Origin of the sequence: Spongiibacter nanhainus, assembly GCF_016132545.1 — a bacterium.
GTDB classification, from domain to species: Bacteria; Pseudomonadota; Gammaproteobacteria; order Pseudomonadales; family Spongiibacteraceae; genus Spongiibacter; species Spongiibacter nanhainus.
The window spans coordinates 166,171-189,297 of record NZ_CP066167.1; the positions used below are offsets into that span (position 1 = coordinate 166,171).

20 protein-coding genes are annotated in these 23,127 nt (G+C 53.4%); 9 read left to right on the forward strand and 11 right to left on the reverse strand.

The annotated features are described in order from the left end of the window. Window positions 1-22: 22 nt before the first annotated feature. Genes I6N98_RS00825 through I6N98_RS00840 form a run of 4 tightly spaced genes read right to left on the reverse strand, consistent with a single transcriptional unit; the run spans window position 23 to window position 5,038 of the window. On the reverse strand, window positions 23-1,543 hold the full coding sequence (locus I6N98_RS00825; RefSeq protein ID WP_198569943.1) for a class I adenylate-forming enzyme family protein: 1,521 nt from the start codon (window positions 1,541-1,543) through the stop codon (window positions 23-25). 29 nt (window positions 1,544-1,572) lie between these two features. Then, window positions 1,573-3,921 carry a TonB-dependent receptor gene (locus I6N98_RS00830; RefSeq protein WP_198569944.1) on the reverse strand — a complete coding sequence of 783 codons (2,349 nt, stop codon included), beginning with the start codon at window positions 3,919-3,921 and terminating at the stop codon, window positions 1,573-1,575. 20 nt (window positions 3,922-3,941) lie between these two features. Beyond that, the gene (locus I6N98_RS00835) at window positions 3,942-4,112 is read right to left on the reverse strand and encodes a rubredoxin (protein WP_198569945.1); all 171 of its coding nucleotides are present in this window, start codon (window positions 4,110-4,112) and stop codon (window positions 3,942-3,944) included. Between the two features lie 23 nt (window positions 4,113-4,135). Further along, on the reverse strand, window positions 4,136-5,038 hold the full coding sequence (locus tag I6N98_RS00840) for a fatty acid desaturase family protein (protein WP_198569946.1): 903 nt from the start codon (window positions 5,036-5,038) through the stop codon (window positions 4,136-4,138). A gap of 198 nt (window positions 5,039-5,236) precedes the next feature. Here I6N98_RS00840 and I6N98_RS00845 point away from each other — a divergent pair, with 198 nt between their 5' ends. Beyond that, the gene (locus I6N98_RS00845) at window positions 5,237-6,283 is read left to right on the forward strand and encodes a helix-turn-helix domain-containing protein (protein WP_198569947.1); all 1,047 of its coding nucleotides are present in this window, start codon (window positions 5,237-5,239) and stop codon (window positions 6,281-6,283) included. 170 nt (window positions 6,284-6,453) lie between these two features. On the opposite strand, the gene I6N98_RS00850 is transcribed toward I6N98_RS00845, so the two are convergent. The 7 genes from I6N98_RS00850 to I6N98_RS00880 all read right to left on the reverse strand — a co-directional run bounded on the left by I6N98_RS00850 (window position 6,454) and on the right by I6N98_RS00880 (window position 14,953). Continuing rightward, entirely contained in the window at window positions 6,454-6,840 is a 387-nt protein-coding gene (locus tag I6N98_RS00850) for a hypothetical protein (protein WP_198569948.1), read from the reverse strand. 138 nt (window positions 6,841-6,978) lie between these two features. After that, a complete protein-coding gene (locus I6N98_RS00855) occupies window positions 6,979-8,265 on the reverse strand; it encodes a spinster family MFS transporter (RefSeq protein WP_198569949.1) in 1,287 nt (428 codons plus the stop codon). A gap of 240 nt (window positions 8,266-8,505) precedes the next feature. Next, the gene (locus I6N98_RS00860; protein ID WP_198569950.1) at window positions 8,506-10,941 is read right to left on the reverse strand and encodes a TonB-dependent receptor; all 2,436 of its coding nucleotides are present in this window, start codon (window positions 10,939-10,941) and stop codon (window positions 8,506-8,508) included. Window positions 10,942-11,088: 147 nt separating this feature from the next. Beyond that, window positions 11,089-12,108, reverse strand: coding sequence for a DUF2804 domain-containing protein (locus tag I6N98_RS00865; RefSeq protein ID WP_198569951.1), 1,020 nt, complete (start codon window positions 12,106-12,108; stop codon window positions 11,089-11,091). Next, window positions 12,101-13,363, reverse strand: a complete 1,263-nt coding sequence (locus I6N98_RS00870; protein ID WP_198569952.1) for a sterol desaturase family protein — start codon at window positions 13,361-13,363, stop codon at window positions 12,101-12,103. The genes I6N98_RS00865 and I6N98_RS00870 overlap by 8 nt, the downstream gene beginning before the upstream one ends. Beyond that, window positions 13,363-14,013 carry a QsdR family transcriptional regulator gene (locus I6N98_RS00875; protein WP_198569953.1) on the reverse strand — a complete coding sequence of 217 codons (651 nt, stop codon included), beginning with the start codon at window positions 14,011-14,013 and terminating at the stop codon, window positions 13,363-13,365. Before I6N98_RS00875 ends, I6N98_RS00870 begins: the two co-directional genes overlap by 1 nt. A 262-nt stretch (window positions 14,014-14,275) precedes the next feature. Then, window positions 14,276-14,953 (reverse strand): TetR/AcrR family transcriptional regulator, encoded by a 678-nt coding sequence (locus tag I6N98_RS00880; protein ID WP_198569954.1) that lies wholly within the window; start codon window positions 14,951-14,953, stop codon window positions 14,276-14,278. A gap of 196 nt (window positions 14,954-15,149) precedes the next feature. Between I6N98_RS00880 and I6N98_RS00885 the strand changes: the two genes are divergently transcribed. From I6N98_RS00885 to I6N98_RS00920, 8 genes are read left to right on the forward strand one after another with little or no spacing between them, the layout of a single operon-like run. Beyond that, on the forward strand, window positions 15,150-17,420 hold the full coding sequence (locus tag I6N98_RS00885; RefSeq protein WP_198569955.1) for a TonB-dependent receptor: 2,271 nt from the start codon (window positions 15,150-15,152) through the stop codon (window positions 17,418-17,420). 36 nt (window positions 17,421-17,456) lie between these two features. Beyond that, window positions 17,457-18,536 carry a Rieske 2Fe-2S domain-containing protein gene (locus I6N98_RS00890; RefSeq protein WP_198569956.1) on the forward strand — a complete coding sequence of 360 codons (1,080 nt, stop codon included), beginning with the start codon at window positions 17,457-17,459 and terminating at the stop codon, window positions 18,534-18,536. 32 nt (window positions 18,537-18,568) lie between these two features. Further along, window positions 18,569-19,018, forward strand: a complete 450-nt coding sequence (locus I6N98_RS00895; protein WP_198569957.1) for a MaoC family dehydratase N-terminal domain-containing protein — start codon at window positions 18,569-18,571, stop codon at window positions 19,016-19,018. Between the two features lie 16 nt (window positions 19,019-19,034). Continuing rightward, window positions 19,035-19,457, forward strand: a complete 423-nt coding sequence (locus tag I6N98_RS00900) for a MaoC/PaaZ C-terminal domain-containing protein (RefSeq protein WP_198569958.1) — start codon at window positions 19,035-19,037, stop codon at window positions 19,455-19,457. Window positions 19,458-19,467: 10 nt separating this feature from the next. Continuing rightward, entirely contained in the window at window positions 19,468-20,301 is an 834-nt protein-coding gene (locus I6N98_RS00905) for an SDR family NAD(P)-dependent oxidoreductase (RefSeq protein WP_198569959.1), read from the forward strand. A gap of 17 nt (window positions 20,302-20,318) precedes the next feature. After that, window positions 20,319-21,500 carry a lipid-transfer protein gene (locus I6N98_RS00910; RefSeq protein ID WP_198569960.1) on the forward strand — a complete coding sequence of 394 codons (1,182 nt, stop codon included), beginning with the start codon at window positions 20,319-20,321 and terminating at the stop codon, window positions 21,498-21,500. Between the two features lie 32 nt (window positions 21,501-21,532). Beyond that, on the forward strand, window positions 21,533-22,546 hold the full coding sequence (locus I6N98_RS00915) for a fumarylacetoacetate hydrolase family protein (RefSeq protein WP_198569961.1): 1,014 nt from the start codon (window positions 21,533-21,535) through the stop codon (window positions 22,544-22,546). Between the two features lie 33 nt (window positions 22,547-22,579). After that, on the forward strand, window positions 22,580-23,113 hold the full coding sequence (locus tag I6N98_RS00920) for a cupin domain-containing protein (protein ID WP_198569962.1): 534 nt from the start codon (window positions 22,580-22,582) through the stop codon (window positions 23,111-23,113). Window positions 23,114-23,127: the final 14 nt, after the last annotated feature.

Here is a 23,127-nt window from a genome sequence, read left to right on the forward strand (position 1 = left end):
TTGTGCTCCATCGTTATTGTGTTCAGTACTCTCTCAGAGTGCGCTTAAGTATCTTTCCAGAAGCATTGCGGGGCAGGACGTCAATAAACTGGTAGTGCTTGGGGACCTTAAAACCAGCCAGCTTTTCTCTGGCAAAGCGGCTTAGTTCTTCCTCACTGGGTGGCTCGCTGGATACCACAAAGGCCTTTGGCACCTCGCCCCATTTGTCGTCTTCAATACCGATAACCGCCACATCGACAACGCCGGGATGGGCCATCAATACCGCTTCCACTTCAGCAGGGTAGATATTCTCGCCACCGGAGATCACCACATCCTTTAGTCGGTCTTTAAGAAAAAGGTAGCCGTTGTCGTCCTGGTAGCCGACGTCCCCGGTGCACAACCAGCCATCGACGACAGTGTCTCTGGTCGCATCGGGCAGGTTGCAGTAACCCGCCATCACCTGTGGCCCTTTGACCCTGACTTCGCCGATTTCGCCGGGAGAGAGCGTGTTGCCGTCAGCGTCGACAATTTTGATCTCGGTAGCGGCTACGCTTTTGCCACAGGAGGACAGCAAATCGGTGTTGCCTTCTAGGGCTTGTTGATGGGACTCCGGAGACAACACGGTGATGCCGGTGGTCGCTTCGGTCTGGCCGTAGCCCTGAGCAAATTTACAGCCGAGTCGCTTGGCACAGGCTTCCAGCAGAGAGGGGGCCATGGGAGATCCGCCGTACAATACCAGCGCTAGCGAATCGAAGGAGGTGGTCTCTGAGTCCGGGTGCTCAAGGATCATCTTTAACATCACCGGCACAACAATCAGTGCCGATATGTTGTGCTGAGCTATTGCTGCGCATACCGAGGCGGGATGGAACTCCCGGTGGATGATTAGCCCGGCGCCATAAAACAGTGACCACAGCGCGCCGGATAAGCCCACCGCGTGAAAATTAGGTGCCACCATCAGTAAGCGGTCGCCGGCTCGGGACGTGCACCCGTGGGCGAGGCTGACTTGAAAATTATTATTGATAAAACCCTGATGAGTGAGCTGGGCACCCTTGGGTCGGCCGGTGGTGCCGCTGGTGTAGAGCTGCAGAAAGATATCGCCGCCACCCCCGCGTACCTCGATAGGGCTATCGTCGACAGCCTGCGCCATCCACAGGTCAAAGGCTGTGGATGTCGGGTAATCAGAGAAGCAAACCCGCTGCTCTTTTGCCAGTTTGCAGCCCTCAAGCAGCGGACCGTACTCGGCGTCGTGGAATAGCAGTTTGCACTGCGCATCGTCGACAATGTAGCCGACTTCCGGGGCGGTAAGACGATAATTTATGGGAACACTGACCAGACCGATGCGGCCGCAAGCAATGATCAGCAGGATCAGGTCGGCGGCGTTTCCGGCGACAAAGCCCACCCGGTCCCCCGGTCGCAAACCCTGCTTGTATAGCCGGCGGCAGAATTCGTCTATCCGCTCAACCGCGCCCCGATAACTTAGCTGGCCCTTATCGTCTTCAGCCAGCAGCGCCTCGGGGCGCTGCATTGCCTGATAAAAAATGTAGTCAGATACGTTCTGATACATGAGACACCTTTGCGATTTTTCCGGTGGCTTTAGAAGGTCCACTTTGCGCGAACACCCAATTGCTTAGGCGGTGCCAGTGAGCGACCGGGGCCGAAATCCAGGTGAACGGCGCTGGCAAAGTAGCGCTCGTCGGTCAGGTTTTCGCCAAACAAGGTGAGCTGAAGTCCCCAGGGGTTGTAGAAGTAGCTGATCCGGGCGTCGTAGGTTTGATACTGCTCTTGCTCCAGCAGAGACGTATTTTGTGCTGAGAAGAAGTAGCCGGAGTTATAGTAAGTATCGATACCCAGCTCGATCTCGCCAAGGCGACCCAGTGAAATCGCCTGAAGCAGACTGATAGAGCCAGTGAATTCCGGGGTATTGGTCAAGGTGTTACCGGTAAAGTCACGGGCCTCGAGAAGGTTTAAGGCGCCGGGCCCGAAGGTCAGGCCTGAATCTTCATCGTAACCGCGGCCATCCTTGTAATCGGTATACTCACCATCCAGATAGCTGCCTGACGCGATGAGCGCCAGCCCGGGGTTCAATGTCGGCATGGGTTGGAGCTGCATGCTGAGTTCGACGCCTTTAATTTCGCCGTCACCAGCATTAAAGAAGGTTACCGCGCCGCCGGAGAGTATCGACGTATAGGCAGTGATGATGTTGGTTCGCTCGGTGTAGAACAGTGCGCCCTCAAGCTGCAGCTGCCCGTCCAACCAGGAACCTTTGAAGCCGAGTTCATAGGCATTATTCTCTTCTTGCTCGACAAAGTTAGGACCTTCGAGAATATTGACGGTGTTGTAGGTTGGGCTGAGATAGCCTACAGAGTAAGAGCCGTATACTTGAGCGTTGTCGAACTCCCACTGCAGTGATACCCGCGGGCTGGTGCGGCTGGTGTTGGCTTCAGGCACATCAAACGAGGAAAAGGGAATGTCGCCCTCGTCGTCGCCATCGGCTATTTTCAAATCTACCCGAGAGCCGGACACATCCCGGGACTCCTCATCGTAGCGCACACCCAGGGTCAGTTTTAAGCGATCCAAGATATGGTAATTGCCCTCGGCGAAGCCCGAGATGGACTCGGTATTCAATACCCCGTAAGACACGGCGGTGACATCGGCGTTGTTGAGATTGGGAACGACACCGGACAGCAGATTGCTAATCGACTCAACAATTGGAGAGACCCCCAGGAAGTCGGTAGCTCCAGTAGTGAATCGTAAATAGAGTGGATCGTAGCCGCCGGCCGCTTCGAGGTAGTAAGCGCCAACAACCCACGTTAAGCGGTCGCTCATAAAGCTATTGTCATTGGACTCAATGCGGAATTCGGCCGTGCGCTGCTCGGCATACTGTTCCCCCACATTACCCGCGAAAATCGGTGCAGAGGTGTAGTCCAGGTCACCCCAGCCATAGGGGACGTCCAGGTTTTGGTCAGACAAAATCAACTTTGCTGTGAAGGTGGGGAGGTCCCAGTTTACATAACCAGACAACATGGTCCGCCGGGTCCGCAATGCAGCGGGGACATTGTGTTGGGTACGATAATCAAACTTCGGGTCGGGCGTACATATTGCGCAGGCGGTACTGGGCTGTGTGCCTTCTGCGCTCAAACCGCCGGCGTTGGCCGCTTCCTCATAGGCGCCGCTCAAGGTAATGTCGAGAGTGTCAGTAACGTACCACTTCACTTTACCCCGAAAGGCTTCGATTTTATTGGGCTCAACTGGCTCGCCTAATTCGTTGGTATAGATAGGCTCTTCATCCCGGTAAAGTCCGGACAGTGTCGCCGCTAAGCCCTCTGCAATGGGAATATTAAGGAAGGCACTGCCACCGGAGCTGTCGGCGCCAACTAGGTCGTAACGACCGTAGTCAGCTTTAAGCTGGCCTTCAAATACGTCGTCCCGAGGGTCCGGCGTGACTATTCGAATTGCGCCGCCCAACGCGTTACGGCCAAATAGCGTTCCCTGCGGGCCTTTCAGTACCTCAACGCGTTCGACGTTGACCAATGCATCGATAGAACCTTGTGAAGGCAGCGAGTTAATATCATCGACATAAATAGGAACACTGGGATCGGCCGACGGTAGATAGGCGTCGGACCCTACGCCCCTAAGAGATACCGTGTTGAAGCCAATTGTGCTGCCGAATACCAGCCCTGGCGTGATTTTGTCTAATTGCTGAGCTGTCTCAATGCCTATGGCATCAAGTTTCTCTGCGGAGAACGCTGCGATTGAAATCGGTACGTCTTGAACACTCTCAGTCCGTTTGCGGGCCGTGACCACCACTTCCTCGAGCAGGCGGTTCGAGGATCGCTGCTGACTGCCATCTGATTGATCGTTATTTGCCGTGCTCTGAGCGAATGCCGGTGCCGATAACATAGCGACCAGGGCACCTAAATAGGCGCGTTTGGATAATGTCATTGTTGTATCTCCAGTGTTTTCTATTCGTTTATTATTAGGTCGTAGTCCGATTTTTCGGCACCGCACTCAGGGCATTCCCAATCGTCTGGCAAGTCCTCGAATTTTGTGCCGGGTGGAATACCCGTCTCAGGGTCGCCAAGCGCCTCATCATAGACGTGCGAACAAAATCGGCATTGGTATTTCTTATACATAGTGTTGTTCCCGCGAATTGTATTTATGCCTGAACAATCTCCCCGGTTTTAATATCTGGGTTGATGTGCATATTTTTCTGAATAGCCAGCTCGTAGCGATCTAGGTCGCCCTCAATGAGCTTGTAAACTTTGTAGTTGTTATAGAATGGCGTCATCGGAAAAAGGTGATGGATGAGGTGATAGTTCTGATATTGCAAGGCAATATTCAGCAAGCCCTCCCAGCCTTTTCTGATGGTTGTGGCCCGGGTAAAGTTTTCTTTTTGCGTTACCTCGTGTGGGACGTGTGGCAGCCAAAAGAAAGAAAAACCCATCAACAGAAACATAATCCTGCTGGGAATCAGCCACAGCAAAACGACCTCCGCGCCATATCCGCTGGCAGCCAATATGCCCAGAAAGACAAGAAACACGGCTAAACGGCGGAGGGTGGCGTGGAAATATTTTCTGGAGACTTTGGTCTGGTTCTGTAGAGTAAAAAACAAATAGTGAACGTCGATAAAGGCCCAACGGAAAGGCAGACTCCAGCTGGGGCCATGAAAGAAGCTATCCGGATCGCTGTCTTCGTTGGCAAAGCGGTGGTGAAGAATATGAGCCCAGCGGAATAACCCCAGGTGTACGTAGGGGATCAGTGGCAACAGTCCCATATAGCCGATAGCATCATTCAGTTTGTTGTCTTTCGCCGCAGAGCGATGAATGGCATCGTGAATAACGCTAAACGAATAGTAGCCGACTATGGCATTAATAAGGCAGCCTAACCATAGCGGTAGTGCGCCCGCAAAGCCGGAGGCGTAGACGATTGTGGCTATGGTTAGTAAAACACCTGCCAAAATTACGGTTGGCCAGGAAATCGACTCAATCGCAATCAAGCGTTTAAGTTCGCGCTCTTTTTCAGGGCCAATATTACTGAGATCTATATGTCTGCTAAGCATCGATAATACCGCTTATTAAAATAGTTAACGGATAACTCACGCAGAGTTGTTAAGTGAGGACTATATTGGCCGGCCCCTCGTCTGGGCAATTTATAGCTATCATTTTACGACTTAGTGAGCTATCATTTTGCGCATGCATACCAGAGCAGAAGTGGGTTTCTTTTACATTAAATGGCAATGAATAACTGGAGCGTATAGGTGGAGTTACTAAAAGAAACGCATACCGGTAACAGGCTTCTCGGCCACCTGTATAACGTGTTGGTCACCGACTACCCGGAAATCAATCCCGGTAGCTGCGCCTTGGAGTGTAATTTAAAAAGCGTGGCCTGGTGGCGCAATGAATCCCCTACACCCATGCAAGACTTCACTGATCTGTTGCGTTATATCACCCGCAAACACTCGAACACGATAATTTATAAAGTTTCCCAGCGCGCTCAGCTTACCGACTTGGGGATGATGGGCTACGCTATGATGACCACCACAAACTTATATGAGTTTGTGACCGTGGCTTCTCATGCCTTGGATCAATTTGGTTATCCGGTGGAAATTTCCGTGGCCCACGTTGACGACGAGCACGCTTCGATACGCTTTCAGGGTAAGTTTGAAGAGGGGCAGCACTTCGAGAGTTTTATCGAGTTCTCAATGAGTTTGGCCTGGCGCTGCATTATGGGGATGTTTCCCTCGGGGATGGTGAAGAGCCCTGTGCGAGTCAATTTTGGTTTTGCCGAGGGTGAATCTCCGGTTGCCGAAGCTAAAAAGTTTTATGGCAAGGCTATTTTTTACGATCAGAGCGTCAGCGAAATAGTTGTTAATCGCAGTACGTTAGAGACTCGCTTGCCCGCCGCGAGTTTGGATGACTATAGAGAGTGCTCTCTTCAGAGCAGCCATATATTGAAAAACCTGGGCAGCAAGTCGACCTATAAATACCGTGTCGAGCAGGCGCTAATAGAAGCGCCCAATGTCTGTAAGTACTCTTTTTCGCATACCGCTAAGTACCTGAACATGACAACCCGGCAATTGCGTAGCAGGTTAGAGGGCGAAAGCACTCATTTTCGTGAAATATCACTGAATTTGCGAATGCGCCTCGCCAACGAGTATCTGCTGTCTACGACACTGCCAGTACAGAAAATAGCCTATATGCTTTGCTATACCGAGCCGAATAGCTTTATTCGGGCCTATACCCGCTATTACGGCTTCTCGCCCAATAAGCATCGCATGCAGGCCCGAGCGCTTGATTCTTATTAACCTGATAATCAAATAGCTGAATCCAATACTATTTGATTGTCGCCCAGGCTCGCAGCCCGCAGCGGCACATAACCTACATGGATGTAGGGAACGCAGGTTTCGCAGGAGCAAAAACCTGCCCATGTGCCGCTTATTAATTCGGCCAAAAGCTTGCCGAGTTAATCGTTCTGTTAAAAGGGCATCGCAGGCGCGCCATTGCCGTCCAGCAATGCGCCGATAAAGCTGGCATCGAGTTGATCAATCACCATCACCAACGGCTGCTGCAAGAGGATGAGGCCTTGGTTTTCGGCCAGATTGAAGCCGCCGAGGGCGTCGGTGCTGAACAGGGTCGTGGTCAGGGTGTTCGCCACTGCGGCGTTACCCAGTAAGGGGTCTGTGAGAGGGCTGGCCAAGGCCAGTATATTGCCGGCAGTGGGGAGTTGCGACAGGGCAGCTCCGGCCAAGGTATTGACCAGATCGCGGGGGATCAATGCAGTGACCGACTCCAGCATTTGGGCCTGTGTCAGACTTGGTAGAAGTGTTAGTGCTATTACTGCTAAGGCATTTTTGACTTTCATGTTGTTATCCTGCGTTAAACGAAAGTAGTGCCGCAGGCTAGAAGATCAGATTGTAGGGAGCAATCGGTAGCTATCATTTTACGCATACTCTAACTATCATTTTGCGCAAAGAGATGTTGCCGATGGCTCCGGCGCAATTCAGAGCGACGATGTCTCTGCGAGCTGAAGGTCCATTTTTAGGTAATGAGATGCATAATAAAAACCGAATGCAGCCACCAACATCGCGCTTGGAACGATAGATGTCAGCGCAACGCCCAATGAGGCGTCGCCAAGGGTAGGATAAAGGAAATCGCTCAAGAGGCCGACACTCCAGGGGCCGAGACCGAGACCAATGATATTAAGAATAAAGAACAGGATCGCCGAAGCGGTAGCCCGCATATTCTGACCAACCAGTCCATGGGTGACGGCGATCACATTTCCTAAATAGGCGTTCAGAAAAGTGCCTGGCAAAATCAACAGGCTCAAGGCTAGATACGGACTGTCTACTGAGAAGGCCAGGCCCGAAAGCGGTGCACTGATAAGCAGAAAGATTAAAGGAAGCCAGACGTACCAACGAGCGTCTGTTTTACCAAAACGGTCCGAGAGATAGCCACCGCTGAGCACGCCAATAGCACCGGCTACGCCGAGAATCAGTGCCAGCCAGGTGCCCAATTCCCCGGTTTCCATGCCGTGGCTGCGAATCATAAAGGACGCAGTCCAGTTAGCGATGGCGTAGCCGGCAAAGGCGTTCAGCGCCGCTGCCGCCGCCATAAAGCGAAATGACTTGCGACTCCACAGTACGGCTAATACTGTGCGCAGTGGCTCGCCTTTGGTTTTGTCGGCAGGGGTACGCTGTCGGGGCGGCTCTGCAACCGTAAAGCGAACGACAACGGCCAGTAAAATTCCGGGTATGCCCACCACAATAAAGGCGAGTCGCCAGCCAAAAAATTCGTTCAACCAGCCCCCTAACAGAAAGCCAAAAAGAATGCCGATATTGACGCCAGTGGAGTAAAAGCCCATCGCGGTGGCCCGCTTTTGTGGTGGGAAGTAGTCAGAAATAATTGAGTGGGAAGGCGGGCTGCCACCTGCTTCTCCAACCCCCACGCCAATGCGGGCCAATAACAACTGTATATAATTCTGGGCCAAACCACTGATGCTGGTCATAAAGCTCCAGGTAAATACCGCCAAGGCGACGATATTCCGACGATTTGACCAGTCAGCCCAGCGAGCGATGGGGATGCCTGCCGTCACGTAAAAGGCGGCGAAGGCAAAACCGGTAAGCAAACCCAGATGCGCGTCTTTTAGGCCCAGGTCGGCCTTGATCGACTCCTGCAATATGGCCAATAACTGCCGATCTATAAAATTAAAGCTATAGACTAGAGTCAGAATGACCAGGGTGTAATAGGCGGAGGTATTACTTTGTAGCGTAGGGCTTTTGTTCATCATTATTATGCTCGCCGGCTCTTAAGGCCACGATTCTGAGATAATCGTAGCCATGGTGTTTTGTAGTTTAGACGCTATTGCCTTCAGGTAGGAGTATCCCTGTGGATTTTTCACCGTCGCGAACAGCGCCGTCACCAAGCGGGCGAGTGAGGTGATGCAATGAAATAAAAGGAAATGAAAGGAAAGGCGCCGACCCTCGCTGAGGACGACGCCTTATATGTCGGGCTGTTGTGCAGAGGTTCACTAGAAACGCAGCGTTAGCTCTGCGCCCCAGGTGCGGGGTTTACCCCCCATGTAGTTGTCGTGACCGAAGCCGGCTTGCAGGTTGATGCCGTAGACGTCGTATTCCTCGTCCAGGATATTTTTGACCCACAGTGCGATGCTGTAACTCTCATCGTTGGCAAACCAGCTCAGACGACCGTTGTAGAGCCAGTAGGCGTCCTGGCGAATTTCGCCGTAGCCGTTGTCGTCGTTATAGGCACTGAACCACTGATCGTCCTGGAAGTTGGCGTTGAGGTTGAGGGTAAGAAAGCCGCGGTCGGTCAGTAACAAGTCGTAGTCGACTGAGACACTGGTATTGAGCTTTGGCGCTGAAATAAGCTCGTTACCGGACAGATCGACCCGGTCATCCCGATCGGCGATAGTTTCAGTGTTGGCCAAATCCAGCTCGGTGTATTCTGTTTCCAAATAACCCAAGCCAACTTGCAGTGTTAGGCGCTCCGTGACTCTTGCCCAAAGCTCCGCTTCGAGCCCGGCAATCTGTGAGCCGCCAGCATTCTCCAGAAAGTTGGAAAAACCCACTACGTTGATAAATTGCTGGTCCGTGTAATCGTAGAAAAACGCCGCGGCGTTTAAGCGCATTCGTCGATCAAACAAATCCGCTTTAAAGCCGGTTTCCCATGCGTCGATATATTCGGGAGAGGCGTAGGCGGTGTCCAGAGGGCGAACTTCGTAGTACACGCCGCCATTGTAGCTGCCAGCGCGGTAGCCGCGGCTGTAGCTGGCATAGAGCATCCACTCTTCGCTAAGGCGGTAGTCGATGCCGACTTTGCCGGTCCATTCTCCCTCGCTGGCATTGAGCTCAGGAGCGGAGTCCCGTGTATAGGGGCCGTGGGTGTAGCCGGCGTTGGCGAGATTAAGCAACTCCTGAGGATTCTCTAACAATTCCAGTAGGGAGTTGGGGGACAGCGGCAGAGTGATATAGGCGTCGTCCACGCCGGTGTTGTTACCGGGCACATAGCTGCCGCGCGGATCACCGTCGTAACTGAGTCGGGAGATATTCAGGTAGCTAAGCGTGGCGTCGTCCCGGGTGTAGCGCAGACCGATATCCATGCCCAGTCGGGCACTGAAATCCAGGCGCATCTGACTGTAAATCGCGGCGCTGTCTTTCTCGGTCTTTAAGCGCTGATCGAGTATGCCGTAATCCAGCAGGTAGGGATAAATCGGCACGGTGTCGGGCTTGGCAAAGCCGACGCGGATGTCGGGGTTGTCTTCAAACACCGTGTACTGATTGTGCATGGCCAGGTTCTCAACACCGTAGTACACGCCGGCGATGATATTGAACATACCGCTAAAGTTACTGGCGATACGCAGGTCCTGGCTGTAGCCGACGGTGTCGGAGCGCCAGTGAATTTCCAGCATACTGTTGGGGCTGGCGTCGGTGTCGACGTCCTGATCGTAGTCGGCATCGTAGTAGGCGCTGACCGAGGTCAGGGTAAAATTGTCGGCGCTGTACTGGGCGGTAAAGGTTGCCAGATCGGTGTTGGTGATCAGTGCGCCGACGTTGTTGGCCTCGGTTTCGTGGAAGTCCAGATTGCGAGCACCTCTGGAGTAGCCGTCGTAGTCGATAAAGCCGTTGGAGTCTCCTTCCAGCCCCGTGCCGCGCAGGTCGGTGCGGGCCTCGTTGCGGGCCACGCTGGATAGGGCGTCATTGCCGGATGATGTGTAGCGCAGGGTCATATCCCAGCGGTCGTCGGGCTGCCAGCGCAGGGCAAAGCGGCCGCCTTGAAAGTCGGTTTGCGCGCCGTTGGTTTTCTGGCCCTTGATATCCACATAGCCGTCGTCGCGCTTTAGGCTGCCGGAAATACGGACCGCGAGGCTGTCGCGAATCAGCTCCCGTTCTGCCGCGCCCTCCAATACCGTTGCACCGTAGCTGCCAATGCCCAGCTTAAGGTTGCTGTTATCGCCCTGAAATTCCGGTTGCCGGGTGATGATATTGATGGCACCGCCAGTGGTGTTTTTGCCATATAGCGTGCCCTGAGGGCCGCGAAGGACCTCTAGCCGCTCCACATCAAAGAAGTTGGCGCCGTGGCTGTACACTGGTGCCAGGTAGGCCTCGTCGACATACACCCCAATCGGGCTGGCCTGGTTGGAGCTGTAGTCCGACATCGATACACCGCGAATGGAGAATATCGGTTGGATATCCCCATAGGGGCTGCTGACCTGCATGTTGGGCACTTGTGCCGATACATCGCTGGCGTTGTTAAGACCGAACTTATCCACCTGGTCGCCGCTGAGGCCGGTAATAGCGACGGGGACATCCTGGGTGCTTTGGGCGCGGCGCTGGGCCGTGACCACGACCTCCTCCAGCATAGGCGCTGCGGCGGCTGGCAGCGCACTGATCAGACAACACAGCAGACTGATGCCCTGGGTGGTGCGGGTGCGTGATCGGTGCTTCATAACAAACTCACTATTGTTGTTTTTGGTTTTATATCTATCTAAGGCAGTGCAGTGATAAGGCTAGCAACTTACAAGGCCTGGCGAATTGGCCGAGAGGTACCGGCACGATGACCATTGCGGTCAGTCTATTATCTGCTGAGTGCGTCATTACCAGCGTGCGTAATGATCCTCCGTCAGCCCCCAGTGGTCGCTAAGGGACAGAACCTCCCCCTGCAGCGTTAAGGTACCGCTGAAGCGGCCAAAGAACTGCCGGAAGTTGGAGGCAATCAGTCCGGCGTTGATTTTTTCCTGACGTTTACCAGCCGGCACAAAATCCAGATCGATGGCGCCATCCCGGCTGCGGACACGCCAGGGCGCGGTGTGATCTTGGCGATCAAACTGAAAATCCACCAGGTCGATATCGGTACGGCGGCCATCCAGCCAGGCGCTGTTCTCGCTATAGCCGGTCTCGTTAACCCCGGCAGCCAGATTCAGCCCAAGCCGTCGGCCGTCCTCGAGCCGTGTACTGAGGCTGGCCCAATTCCAGGCGGTTTCCCGCCGCATGTAGCCGCCGCTCCAATCGATGCTGGCCAGTGTCTGCTGAGGCGAGAGGGAGTAATTCTTGCCCCGCCAGTGGATAGTGCCTTCGGCAACAGGTAGGGCGGCATTTTTGTGGGTGTAGGTCCAGCCTTGATAGCCACTGCGGGTACACAAACCCAGTGGCGCCTGGCAGTGGCGGTCGTCAAAGCGGGCCTGGATAGTCGGCCCGTCGGCTATGGTTACGATCAGCTGCCGTTGGCCCTGACTGCTGTGCATTTCTACTCGATTACTGCCACGGCTAAATGTGCTGACGCCGGCCTCCGGGTTCGTAGATATACCTGTGTGGCGGGCCAAAGGTTGCAGAAAACTGAATTCTTCAAAGGCGCCGGTGCTGGGTTGAAACAGATATACAAAGGCGTTACTCACCAGTTTCAGGTCGGCGATGGCCACTCCCACCAGTAAGTCGCTGTGGCTAAGGGCGACAAATTGAAATTGATTAAAGGCCCAGTAGCGCCGCCAGCGCGGCAGCCTGCGATCCATTGCCGTTTGCAGGGGGAAGTCGCGAAAGTTCACCTCGCTAACCCCGTTGGGCTTGGGGCCAAACTGGATCCGGCCCGCCCCATCGACCAAAGGCTGTTGTCTAGCCATGAGCGGTATTGGCGCTGCTGCCTTTGGCTGCGGGCGCGAGAGTGCCGACAAGCGAGATTGCCACAATTGCCAGCGTTAACAGTAAGCCGATTGTCGAGGGGCTCACAAAGCCAAACACTTGTGGATACATGGCAAACAGGGTTGCCACAATGCCGGCGCGCAGAGCGTCTATCCACAGGGTGGAATGGTTCATCAACTGTTCGGTGTTGGCGGCAATGGTCAACAAAATCAGCGCAAAGATGCCCAGCTGTGCAGGTTCGGGAGTCCGCTCCATAAAGATGATCAGGTAGGCAGTGAGGGCCACCACCAGCAGCAGCTGCACCCACCCCCAGGCGATCCGCCAGGGCGGGTTGTAGGGCGCGTATTTTTGGCTGTCGTCACGGTAGTCGTACTTCTCGGTGGGCCAGCGCTGGGCGCTGTCATCCGGCCGCCAACCCGTGCGGGACAGAAATACCCGCAATTTGTTGGTCCAACCTCGGGTGTAGAGGGCGTCCCGGCACAGGCGTCCCATGTAGCGAAGCTCTATCATCATTGGGTTATAGCTGCGTACCGGGGTGGTGATGCCATAGGCCGGCGGGTCGCTGTCCAGCTCTTCCTGGAAGGTGCCAAACAGGCGATCCCAGCAAAAGATCTGACCAAAGTTTTTGTCGATATAGCGGGGATTGATGGCGTGGTGAACCCGGTGCTGGGAAGGGGTGACCAGCACGTATTCCAGCCAGCCCAGCTTGCCGATATGGCGGGTGTGATACCAAAACTGTAAAAACAAATGTACCGGTGCCACGGTGGCCACGATCTCTACCGGCACACCGAGTAGCAGCAGCGGCAGTAGCATCACGCCAGTGTAGCTAAACCATTTAAAGGCGTTCTGGCGCAGTGCTACCGGCAGATTAAATTCCTCGCTGGAATGGTGAATCATATGCATGGCCCACAGAAAACTGTTGGCGTGGGCCCAGCGGTGAATCCAGTAGCCGCTAAAGTCGGTCCACACAAAAACCAGCAGCCACAGTCCAATCCCTTGATAAACCATTGGCGTCGGCTCCACCAGGGTTGCCAACCACTGGTAGCTGATCACCAGCACGCCGATGTTTAGGCCTTGCAGGCACACATAAGTGAGCCCCGAGCTGATGCTGGAGATGGCATCGGCCTGGTTGTTCCAGGTGTTGTGGCCCTTGATCAGGCCCCAGCTAAATTCGATGGCCATCAGCAGTAAAAAGCTGGGGATGGCAAAGAGCAGAGCGTATTGAAAGGTATCCATTAGCGGCTCCCGCTGTGGCTATTGTTATTGTCGGTTTGCTTATTGATGGGTTTGGGTTGTGCTTCGGTGAGCACCCGAATCGCGGTACAGGCGCTGTCGATACTGGGTTCCTGTCCGCAGGCCAGATCGCTGAACAGGAACGAGGTCTCGATGCGCACCAGCAGGCGGGCCAGTTCGGCGCTATCCATCACCGGTTGCAAAAAGCCGTCGCCCTGCTCTCTATCCAGCAGTGCCTGGGTAAAGGCCGTGGCGCGCTGAAAGATCACATTGGATTCGCTACTGAGAATACGCAGGGCGTATTCCGGGTCTTTTTCGGTCCAGCGCCGCATGGGTTCAAAATCACGCACCGATTGCATGGAGCAGCGACACATATGGCTCATCAGCGCCGGCCCGCGCAGCGTCGTTGCGGCCAGGGCCGCCTGCAATTCTGGCTCGTGAAATGACCAGATCACCTCCCCCAGCAGCGCATCCCGGGAGCCGGCCCAGCGGAACACGGTGGCCCGGCCGATACCGAGTTCCGTGGCCAGGGCTCCCAAATCCAACTGGGCGTTCTCCAGCCATTGCTTCTGGGCCAGGGCCAGTAGTTGACGACGGCCTTCGGCGCCGCGCTGTGGGCGGCTGACGGCTTGGGCGGTAGCGGATGTCGGCATAATGAGTATTGCAGTTTTTGTTCTAATAATGAGTCATTTTACTAGAATGACTCATTATGTCTAGCCCTTGATGTTCGTGGGCTTACTGGGCTTAGGGGAGGGGGAATAGGAATAGGGGTGAGCTAGCAGGGGATATACGCTGTTGCGGGAGATAAAAGTTGAGGCCTGTCAGAGCCTTGGCGCCCTTGTCAGCGGGAAATTGAGGTTCAGCTAGTCATTCTAGGCGATGGCATTGGCCGGTGGTGGCTTCCCCCGGTCCCGGCTACGGCTCGATTTTGAGCAGCTTCAATACGCCGCCACAAGCGAAATCCACGGTTTCTTCCACTACCTCGTCCACATCCACCTGGTCCAGCAATACCCGGGTTAGCGGGTGGCAGGAGTGATCAAACGGGGCCTGAATCATCGTGTTGATCACGTACCCGATGGCGCGGGACAGGGTTGAGCTGTCGGTATTGGGCGAGCAATCCCGAAGAGCATCCCGAAATCGATATCGGTGAGTCATAATAAGAGATTCACTGGCGCTTAGATTGGCAGTATTGCCAGCGGTCATTAACTGGAGGGCGATAAAAGCGTAGTCGTGTTCCCGGCGGCCAATAACCAGTTCGAGGTGGGGCCTGATATAGGCCTCGACGAGTTTGCGCACCCGCTGAACGCCAGGGGGGAGCGCTGCGGCGGCGTCCAGTAAGGCTTCCATGCCCTCCAGCTTTTGCGTTAGGTACTCATCGGTGATTGCTGTTAGCAGGCCTTCTTTACTGCCAAAATAGTAGTTCCCCGCTGCGTGATTGGCGCCGGCCTCTTTCATGACCTTTCGCAGCGACAGGCCGGCAACGCCATACATTCCAAGTTGCTTAACGGCGGCGGCCAAAATCCGTTTTCTGGTTTCTACCGAGTCCTTGCGTTGTTTGCGTTCTCTTGTCGTTGAGCGTGCTTCTTGTGGCATAGCTGTATTATATAAGTCACCTGTCTCATAAAATTATAACGTGTAAAAGACACCGGGTATAGGGATGTGTTTGCTCATGACTGGGTCTACAACCCGGATTAAATCGATTAAACCGACTATTTTTTATAAAAACATTGCAGTGAGATGTATATCGGTGTAGGGTTTCCAAACAATAAATAATACACATGTATAAGTTATGGCAAATTCAGTATCGGTCAGGGTAGTGTGCGCGGCGGCATTAATGGGCGAGATGCTCTTGTCCCCCGTCAATGTGTACGCGCAAGGCAAAGCAATGCTTGAAGAGGTCGTGGTTACGGCTCGAAAGCGGGAGGAGTCCTTGCAGGATGTGCCTTTATCCGTCACTGCATATTCCGCTGATTCACTGGATGCAGCGGGTTACAGCGATGTGGCCAGTGTCGCCAACTCGACCCCCAATATGGAAATGCAGAGTCTAGGTCCGTTGGCAACCTTCACTTATATACGGGGCATCGGCACCCGTCGCTTTGACTCAGGGGTCGATCAGTCGGTGGGCACATTTGTCGATGGGCTGTACCGGGGACGTACCTACACCACGAATACCGATCTGTTGATGATCGAGCGTGTAGAAGTACTCAAAGGACCACAGGGCACGCTTTACGGAAAAAATACCATCGGTGGGGCTATATCCCTTACCACTAAAACGCCGGAGCTGACCCAGTGGCAAGGCCAACTTCGTTATGAGCCAGGATTTTATGAAGATAGCAGCGATACATTCCACAGTCAGTCGCTCTATATCAGCGGCCCTATTGTCGACGACAAGCTTGCGGTTGCCGCAATCATTGCGGCGCGAGAGAGCGACGGCTACCAGGATGTGCTGGATGAAGAGCCTCCTGGCGGTAATCTCCGTCGTGATGTGAGGGGCGGTGACGAAGATAGCGAAAGCGGCAAAATTAAAGTGCAATGGCTGCCGACGGATTCTCTTGAGCTAACCCTGTCAGCCAATAAAAGTGATATTGACAGTACCGGTGATGTGTTTAAAGCCAACGACGGTGGTGATTCGACAAGGCGTCCATTTCTGATCAACCCCCTATTGCCGAACCGACCGATCGTAAATGATCCAAGAGTGTCCGTTTCCAATAATCCCGACCAGTTCTCTAGGGTGGCGGTAACAACTTACTACGGTTCCATTAAATGGACTAATGACTTGGCAACATTGCGATGGATAGGGGGCAGAGAAAAAGCTGAATTCGGTTCTGAGAACGACTATGACGGCACCGGCTACGATATCGCTGTTAATGACAATGTTGAAAAAGCCCGCCAGCAATCCCACGAAATTCGCCTGGAAATAAGCAGCGATAAATGGGACCTGTTACTGGGCGCCTACTACAACACTGAAGATGTGCGTCGCAAAGAAGCACTTGAAATAGGTCAGGATTCCCTTATTGCGCCTTTAAACCTAGGTCAGCGCTTGGTGGCAGACTTCGATTCTAAGTTCAGCGTCGAAAGCCGGGCGATTTTTGGCCAATTCAGCTGGCAGCTCAGCGACGACATTGATGTCACTTTGGGCCTAAGAAATAGTGTTGATAGCAAAGAAGCCGATGTGACCAGTGTCAATAATTTTGTGCTGCCAAAAATCGCGCTAACGGGTGTTCTCGAAGAATACAGCATCAACTTAGACGACGAATGGGAGTCTACGGATACCCTGCTGAGCGTGAGTTGGCAGGCCTTTGAAGACGGGATGGTCTACGCCACCTACTCCACCGGCTACAAGTCGGGTGGGTTTCAGTGGATCGCGATGACCGAAGACAATGCCCGTGAAATTATCGAGCCAGAGTATGTAGATAACTATGAAGTCGGTGCGAAATCGACATGGCTGGATCGACGACTGCGAGCCAATTTGGCTGTTTTTCGAATGGATTATCGCGATCTGCAGGTGCTGACCTATAACTCCGATGGCCTCATCCCAGTGTCGGTGAGTGAAAACGCAGCGGAAAGTCGCATCAATGGTGTAGAGCTCGACGCTGTGGGCCTGCTGTCATCGCGCTGGATGTTGACGTTTTCCTTTGCCTATCTGGATGCCGTTTACGAAGACTATATCCAGGAACCTGGTGACCCCAGCACACAGCGCAGCGGTAACCAGATGCCTCGAGCGCCTTCTAGTACGGCGAGTCTAGGGGTGGTGTATACGACCGATGTGGCCAGTGGCGTACTCAATGCCGGATTGAGAGTCTCTTGGAAGGACAGTTTTTATTGGGAGCCGGATAACAACAACCCAAAACGGGGCCACGAAGAACCTGAGCTGACTTTGCTGGAAGCTAATATCGGTTACGAAGTGGGTAACGTTTCGCTGAATCTGTGGGGAAAGAACCTTACCAACGAGGTGTATCGCACTTTGATTGTTGATGCAGGAGTAGACGTTCAGTATTTCGACTTCTTCGCGCCGCCCCGCTCAATTGGCCTGCAGTTGCAGTACAACTGGCAGCCTTAAATAGTAAATCCGCTTGCCACTAACAGAGAGAGCAATATGAATAATCGTACTGAGACGCCGTCAAGCAGATTGGAAAAACCGGTTGCGATGTTTCCAAAGAATCACTGGTATGTTGCTGCCAGATCTAAAGAAGTCGGTCGAGAGCTGCTGGCCCGTAAAATCCTTGGTAAAGACCTTGTTTTATATCGTTGCGAGTCGGGCGAGCCTGTTGCTCTGAGTGGCCTTTGCCCACACCGTCAATTTCCCTTGGGCAAGGGGACTCTGTTTGGTGATGAACTCGAGTGTCGGTATCACGGAATTACTTTTGGCCCATCGGGCGAGTGCCTGCGTATTCCAACGCAAGAGTCCATTCCTGCATCCTGCAGGTTGACAAACTACCCCTTGGTAGAGAAATGGGAGTGGCTGTGGATATGGGTAGGCGAACCCGAGTTGGCTGATAGTACAGCTATTCCCGATATGAATGATTTGCGACTCGGCGAAGAAGGTTGGCGAGCGATGGATAACGGGACCTTTCGTTTTGAGTCGAGGATACAGCTATCCATAGATAATCTGATGGATTTGTCCCATGTCTATGCATTGCATTTCCCAGCTGGTCTGATGCGGGATATCCCGCCGCCAAAAGTACACAGCGAATTGCACAATAACCGTTGGACAGTAACAACTGAAACCCCCGTTCCCGCAGACGAGTTTACCAAAACGCTGTTTCCGGATTGTGGTGATGTCGTCTACTCGAAATTTAGTTCAGAGTTTGTTTCTCCCGGTCTGGTCAAGGCCGTTATTAGCACCCACCGGATGAATGCTGATTTCACCCCCGGTGAAGAGTTGGGAACCTTGATTTTTCCCCATGCCTTAACCCCCGAAACCGCAACATCCACGTTTCTGTTTATGGCGGAAACGCGAAATTTTTCTATCCACGATACGAGCATCGAACCCGCGCTGCTAGAGAGCAATATGCGCATTCTCCACGAGGATATGGAGGCGCTGGAATTAATCGAAAGTCACACCTCGGCTGAGATCGAATACATAACGTCCGTGAGAGCCGATGCTGGCGCGCTGAGGGTTAAGAAAGTGATTGACGAAATGATTGCAGCAGAGAGCGCGGCCAATGCCGGTTGAGTGCTGGGAAGATCTCAGAAGAGGGCAACAAGTTGATTGATCACAAACATATTGGAACTGAATTCGCGGCCTCGACGTTGTTTGTCGATCCATGGCGGATTCGCTTCTTTGCAAAAGCAATTGGAGAGGAAAACCCGATGTACTTCGATAAGAAGGCAGCGGCTGAGGCTGGTTATGCCGACATTATTGCACCGCCGACCTTTGCCTTCAGTTTAGAGCTTGAGGAGCCTGCCAGCTTATTTTCCATGGCCCGAGATATTGGTGCAGATCTGCGTTTTGTTCTGCATGGAGAGCAGTCCTTTCGCTATCACTGCCCTATAGTCGCGGGCGACACATTGACTCGGACTGCAACACTTAGCGATATCGTTGATAAGAAGGGAGGCGCTATGCAAATTGTTACTCGCCATGCGCGCATTGTAAATCAGCATCAGCAGTTGGCGGCGGAGCTAAGTGCCCAAGTCATTGTGCGCAATCCAAAATAAAGGAGTGGATAAAATAATGGCTCATCGAGAGTTAAGAGTAGGCGACCCACTGCCTTCTTTGGCTATAGCGCCGGTTAGCCGCCTTAATCTGGCGCTGTTTGCCGGGGCCTCTGGAGATCACCATCCCATTCACATCGATCTCGATTACGCGCGTTCTGCGGGATTCGCAGATGTATTTGCGCACGGCATGTTGGGTATGGCTTGGCTGGGTCGGTGTTTGACCAATTGGCAGCCGCAAGGATACCTCAGAAATTTTACGGTCCGGTTTGGTGGAATTACCCACCTTGGTCACCAGATGACGTGCCGGGGAAAAATCGTAGAGCTAAGCCACGATAAAAATACGATGTATATCAAACTCGACATCGAGGCTGTCAATCAGTTTGGCGAGGTAAAAATCGCCGGCGAAGCTGACTTTGCTTTGCCGTTTGAAGATTCCTAAGGGGAAGGTAATGACCGCTATATTGGAGAACAGAGTTGCATTGGTAACAGGGGCAGGCCGGGGTATTGGTCGCGCCATTGCCTTGAAGTATGCCGCTGCAGGTGCACGCTTAGTGATCAACGACCTGGAGCAAGACGTGGCTGAAAGCGTTGCCGAAGAGGTGAGGGAGATCGGTAGTGAGGCCGCAGTATGCCACGGATCCGTTACTGCCCCGGATTTCGCTGAGCGTTATATCGGCACCGCGGTTAAGGCCTTTAATGGTATCGATATCATTGTGAACAATGCGGGATATACCTGGGATAGCGTTATTCAGAAAATGACGGACGAGCAGTGGTACGCGATTTTGGACTGTCATATGACCGCACCCTTTCGAATCCTGAGAGCCGCCCAGCCGGTCATCCGGAGTGCTGTTAAAGCTGAGCAGGCAGAAAACCGTCGAACGGTAAGAAAGATAGTCAACATTTCCTCAGCAGCCGGCATGTTCGGTAATCCCGGCCAGATCAACTACGCCGCTGCCAAAGCTGGGATTATGGGAATGACGATGACACTGGCGAAGGAGTGGGGGCGGTTGAATACCTGTGTTAACGCTGTGGCTTTCGGTTTGGTTAGTACTCGCTTGACCACCACAACCGCAGACTCCAACACCACCGTTAATATCGATGGTCGGGATCTTAAGATCGGTGTTAATCCAGAGCTGATGACAGCAATGGAAAGTGCCATACCCTTGGGCAGGGCGGGAACGCCAGAAGAGGCAGCTGGCGCTGTCTACATGATGACTATTCCGGAATCTGATTATGTGAGTGGCCAAACACTACTGTGTTCCGGTGGTCTTACCGGCATATAACTGACTGGGAGCGTGTTATGACCTTAATAGCGGGTGTGGGCATGGTGCCCTTCAAAAAACCGGGAGCGAGTGCCACTTATATCGAAATGGGTTGTGAGGCAGCCCGGGCAGCTCTGCAGGACGCGTGTGTATCCTACGACAGTGTTCAGCAAGCGATAGTCGGCTATGTCTACGGAGATTCCACGTCGGGGCAGGCGGCAATGTACAGGGTGGGGATGACAGGCATTCCCATCGTTAACGTTAATAACAACTGTTCAACAGGATCGTCGGCACTTTTCATCGCCAGGCAACTGATCGAGTCAGGAGTAGCTGATTGCATATTGGTATTGGGTTTTGAGCAAATGACATCGGGTGCGCTGCAGAGCTATTGGAATGATCGCCCGAACCCTATGGTCAGGTTTGAAGACACGGCAGATAGGCTCTTTCCAGGCAGCAGGGATGTCCCCAGTGCCATTCGCCTGTTTGGCGGAGCAGGGAAGGCGTACCTGGAAAAATTCGATGCCAATGCGGCGTTATTTGCCAAAGTCCGGGCCAAGGCCAGCAAGCACGCTAGCATGAATCCCTTGGCTGTGTTCCGTCAAATAATGACAGAAGAAGAAGTCATGATGGCGCCAGAGATATGCCCAGGAGCGGGACTCACACGTTTAATGGCTTGCCCTCCTACCTGTGGTGCCGCTGCCGCTCTATTAGTGAGTGAAGACTTTGCCCAAAAAAATGGCATAAAGCCGGCCGTAACAATACGAGCGCAGGCTATGACTACCGATACAGCTAGCACATTCGAGTCAGGCTCAATGATGGACTTGGTGGGTTACAGCATGTCCAGAGCTGCAGCGCAGCAGGTCTATGAGTCGGCAGGTATCGGTCCGGATGCCGTCGATGTGTGTGAACTCCATGACTGCTTCGCGCCTAACGAAGTATTGGCTTATGAGGCGCTTGGCTTGTGCGCAGAGGGCGATGCCAGTCGCTTTGTATCTGATGGTGATAATACCTATGGCGGTCGATGTGTCACTAATCCCTCTGGAGGGCTGTTGTCAAAAGGACACCCGCTGGGAGCAACGGGCTTGGCTCAATGCTATGAGTTAGTCCAGCAACTGCGTGGTAGTGCTGAGCAGCGACAAGTCGCCAACGCGCGCTTGGCCTTGCAACACAATATCGGCCTGGGTGGTGCGGCGGTAGTGACACTCTACGAACGAGTTTAGGCCCCCTTTCACTACATGATAAGGAGCGCGTTATGAAATTAGTCACCTATTCCGTGGGCAGTGAAAGGTACCGGCTTGGCGCTCTGCGTCAGGATGGCTCTACGGTATTGGATCTTGCTACGGCTGCCCGACAAATGAGCAACAGCCAGCCGGACTGCCTGTGTAGCATGCAGGCGCTGATAGAGTCCGGTGAGCAGGGGCTGGATACTGCCAGAGAGTTACTGCAGTCCGATAGCGATGCAGTTGTGGATATCGACAAAATCATCCTGCATGCGCCACTGCCAAGGCCGGTTTCGGTACGGGATTGTTTGGGCTTTAGTGGACACTTTATCAACATGGTACGTCATGTAGTGGCCGGTGGTCGTCTAAAGCGCTTGGACGAATTACTACAAAAGACAACCGGCAAAACCTTGGCTCATCGAATGTCTCCAGGTGCCTGGCAGAGGCCGCTTTACTACTTTGCGTCCACTGCGTTGGTGGGGCACGGGGCTGAGATTGAGATCCCAGCCTATAGTCAGCTTATGGACTACGAGCTTGAGTGGGCGGCTTGTATCGGGAAAAAAGGAAAAAATCTAAAAGCAGATCGGGCAAGCGAGTCGATTTTTGGCTACACCATCTTCAATGATTTCACCGCGCGGGATACGCAGATGTTTGATATGAAAACCCGCTTTGGTGTGCAAAAGAGTAAATCCTTCGATGGTTCCAACGTCATGGGGCCGTGTTTAGTCACTCGTGACGAAATTCCCGATCCCTACAACTTATCGATGTGGGCCAATGTGAATGGCATTGAGTGGTCACGTGGTAGTACGGCGCAACAGGATTGGTCTTTCGAGGAGATGATCGAGTACTTGTCCTCCTCAGAGACATTGGAGCCTGGTGAAATGATTTGCTCAGGCACAGTACCCACTGGCTCTGCGAGAGAAATGGGCAGAGAAATCGTTGCAGGGGACACTATTGAACTTAACGTTCAGGGCATCGGTACCTTAACTAATACTTTGGTGGCGCCGATGTCGTACCAGCCGTTACCAGTCTGGCAAAAAGCTTGACGCACTATTTGGTTTACAGGTGAGGAGAGAAAAATGATAAATAAGCGCTATGTAGTAGGTCTTGACGAAAACGGCGTGGCCGATATTTTACACGAGGCCGACTGGAGTGAGTTCACGCCCGTAGTCCCTGGTATGCTCGAGGGCCGAGAAATCTGGAAGAACTACCAGACTCCTGCTGACTTGAGTGGTCGGGACGACCCCGGTCTGGAGCCAATGCACCATGAGCCGCCCGATGGCGGAGCTATTTTTCGGGTACTGACGTTTCACCCCACATCGGACCAGCTTACTCACGATGTCGCCCTACAGGCTCACTCAGTGATGGAAAGCGATCACGTGCCCAGCAGTGCCGACCTTTCCAAGGCTAAGCACCCTTCAATGCATAAAACAGACACGCTCAATTATTTTTACGTGGCGTCGGGTGAGATATGGATGCTGACGGAAGGGCGCGACGTCAAGGTAAGACAAGGGGATGTCATCGTGCAAAAGGGGTGTATGCATGGCTGGAATAACGATGGGGATGAACCTTGTACCATCATCGCTGTGCTGATAGATGCTATTCCCGTTTAGTGTGTCGGTGAGCG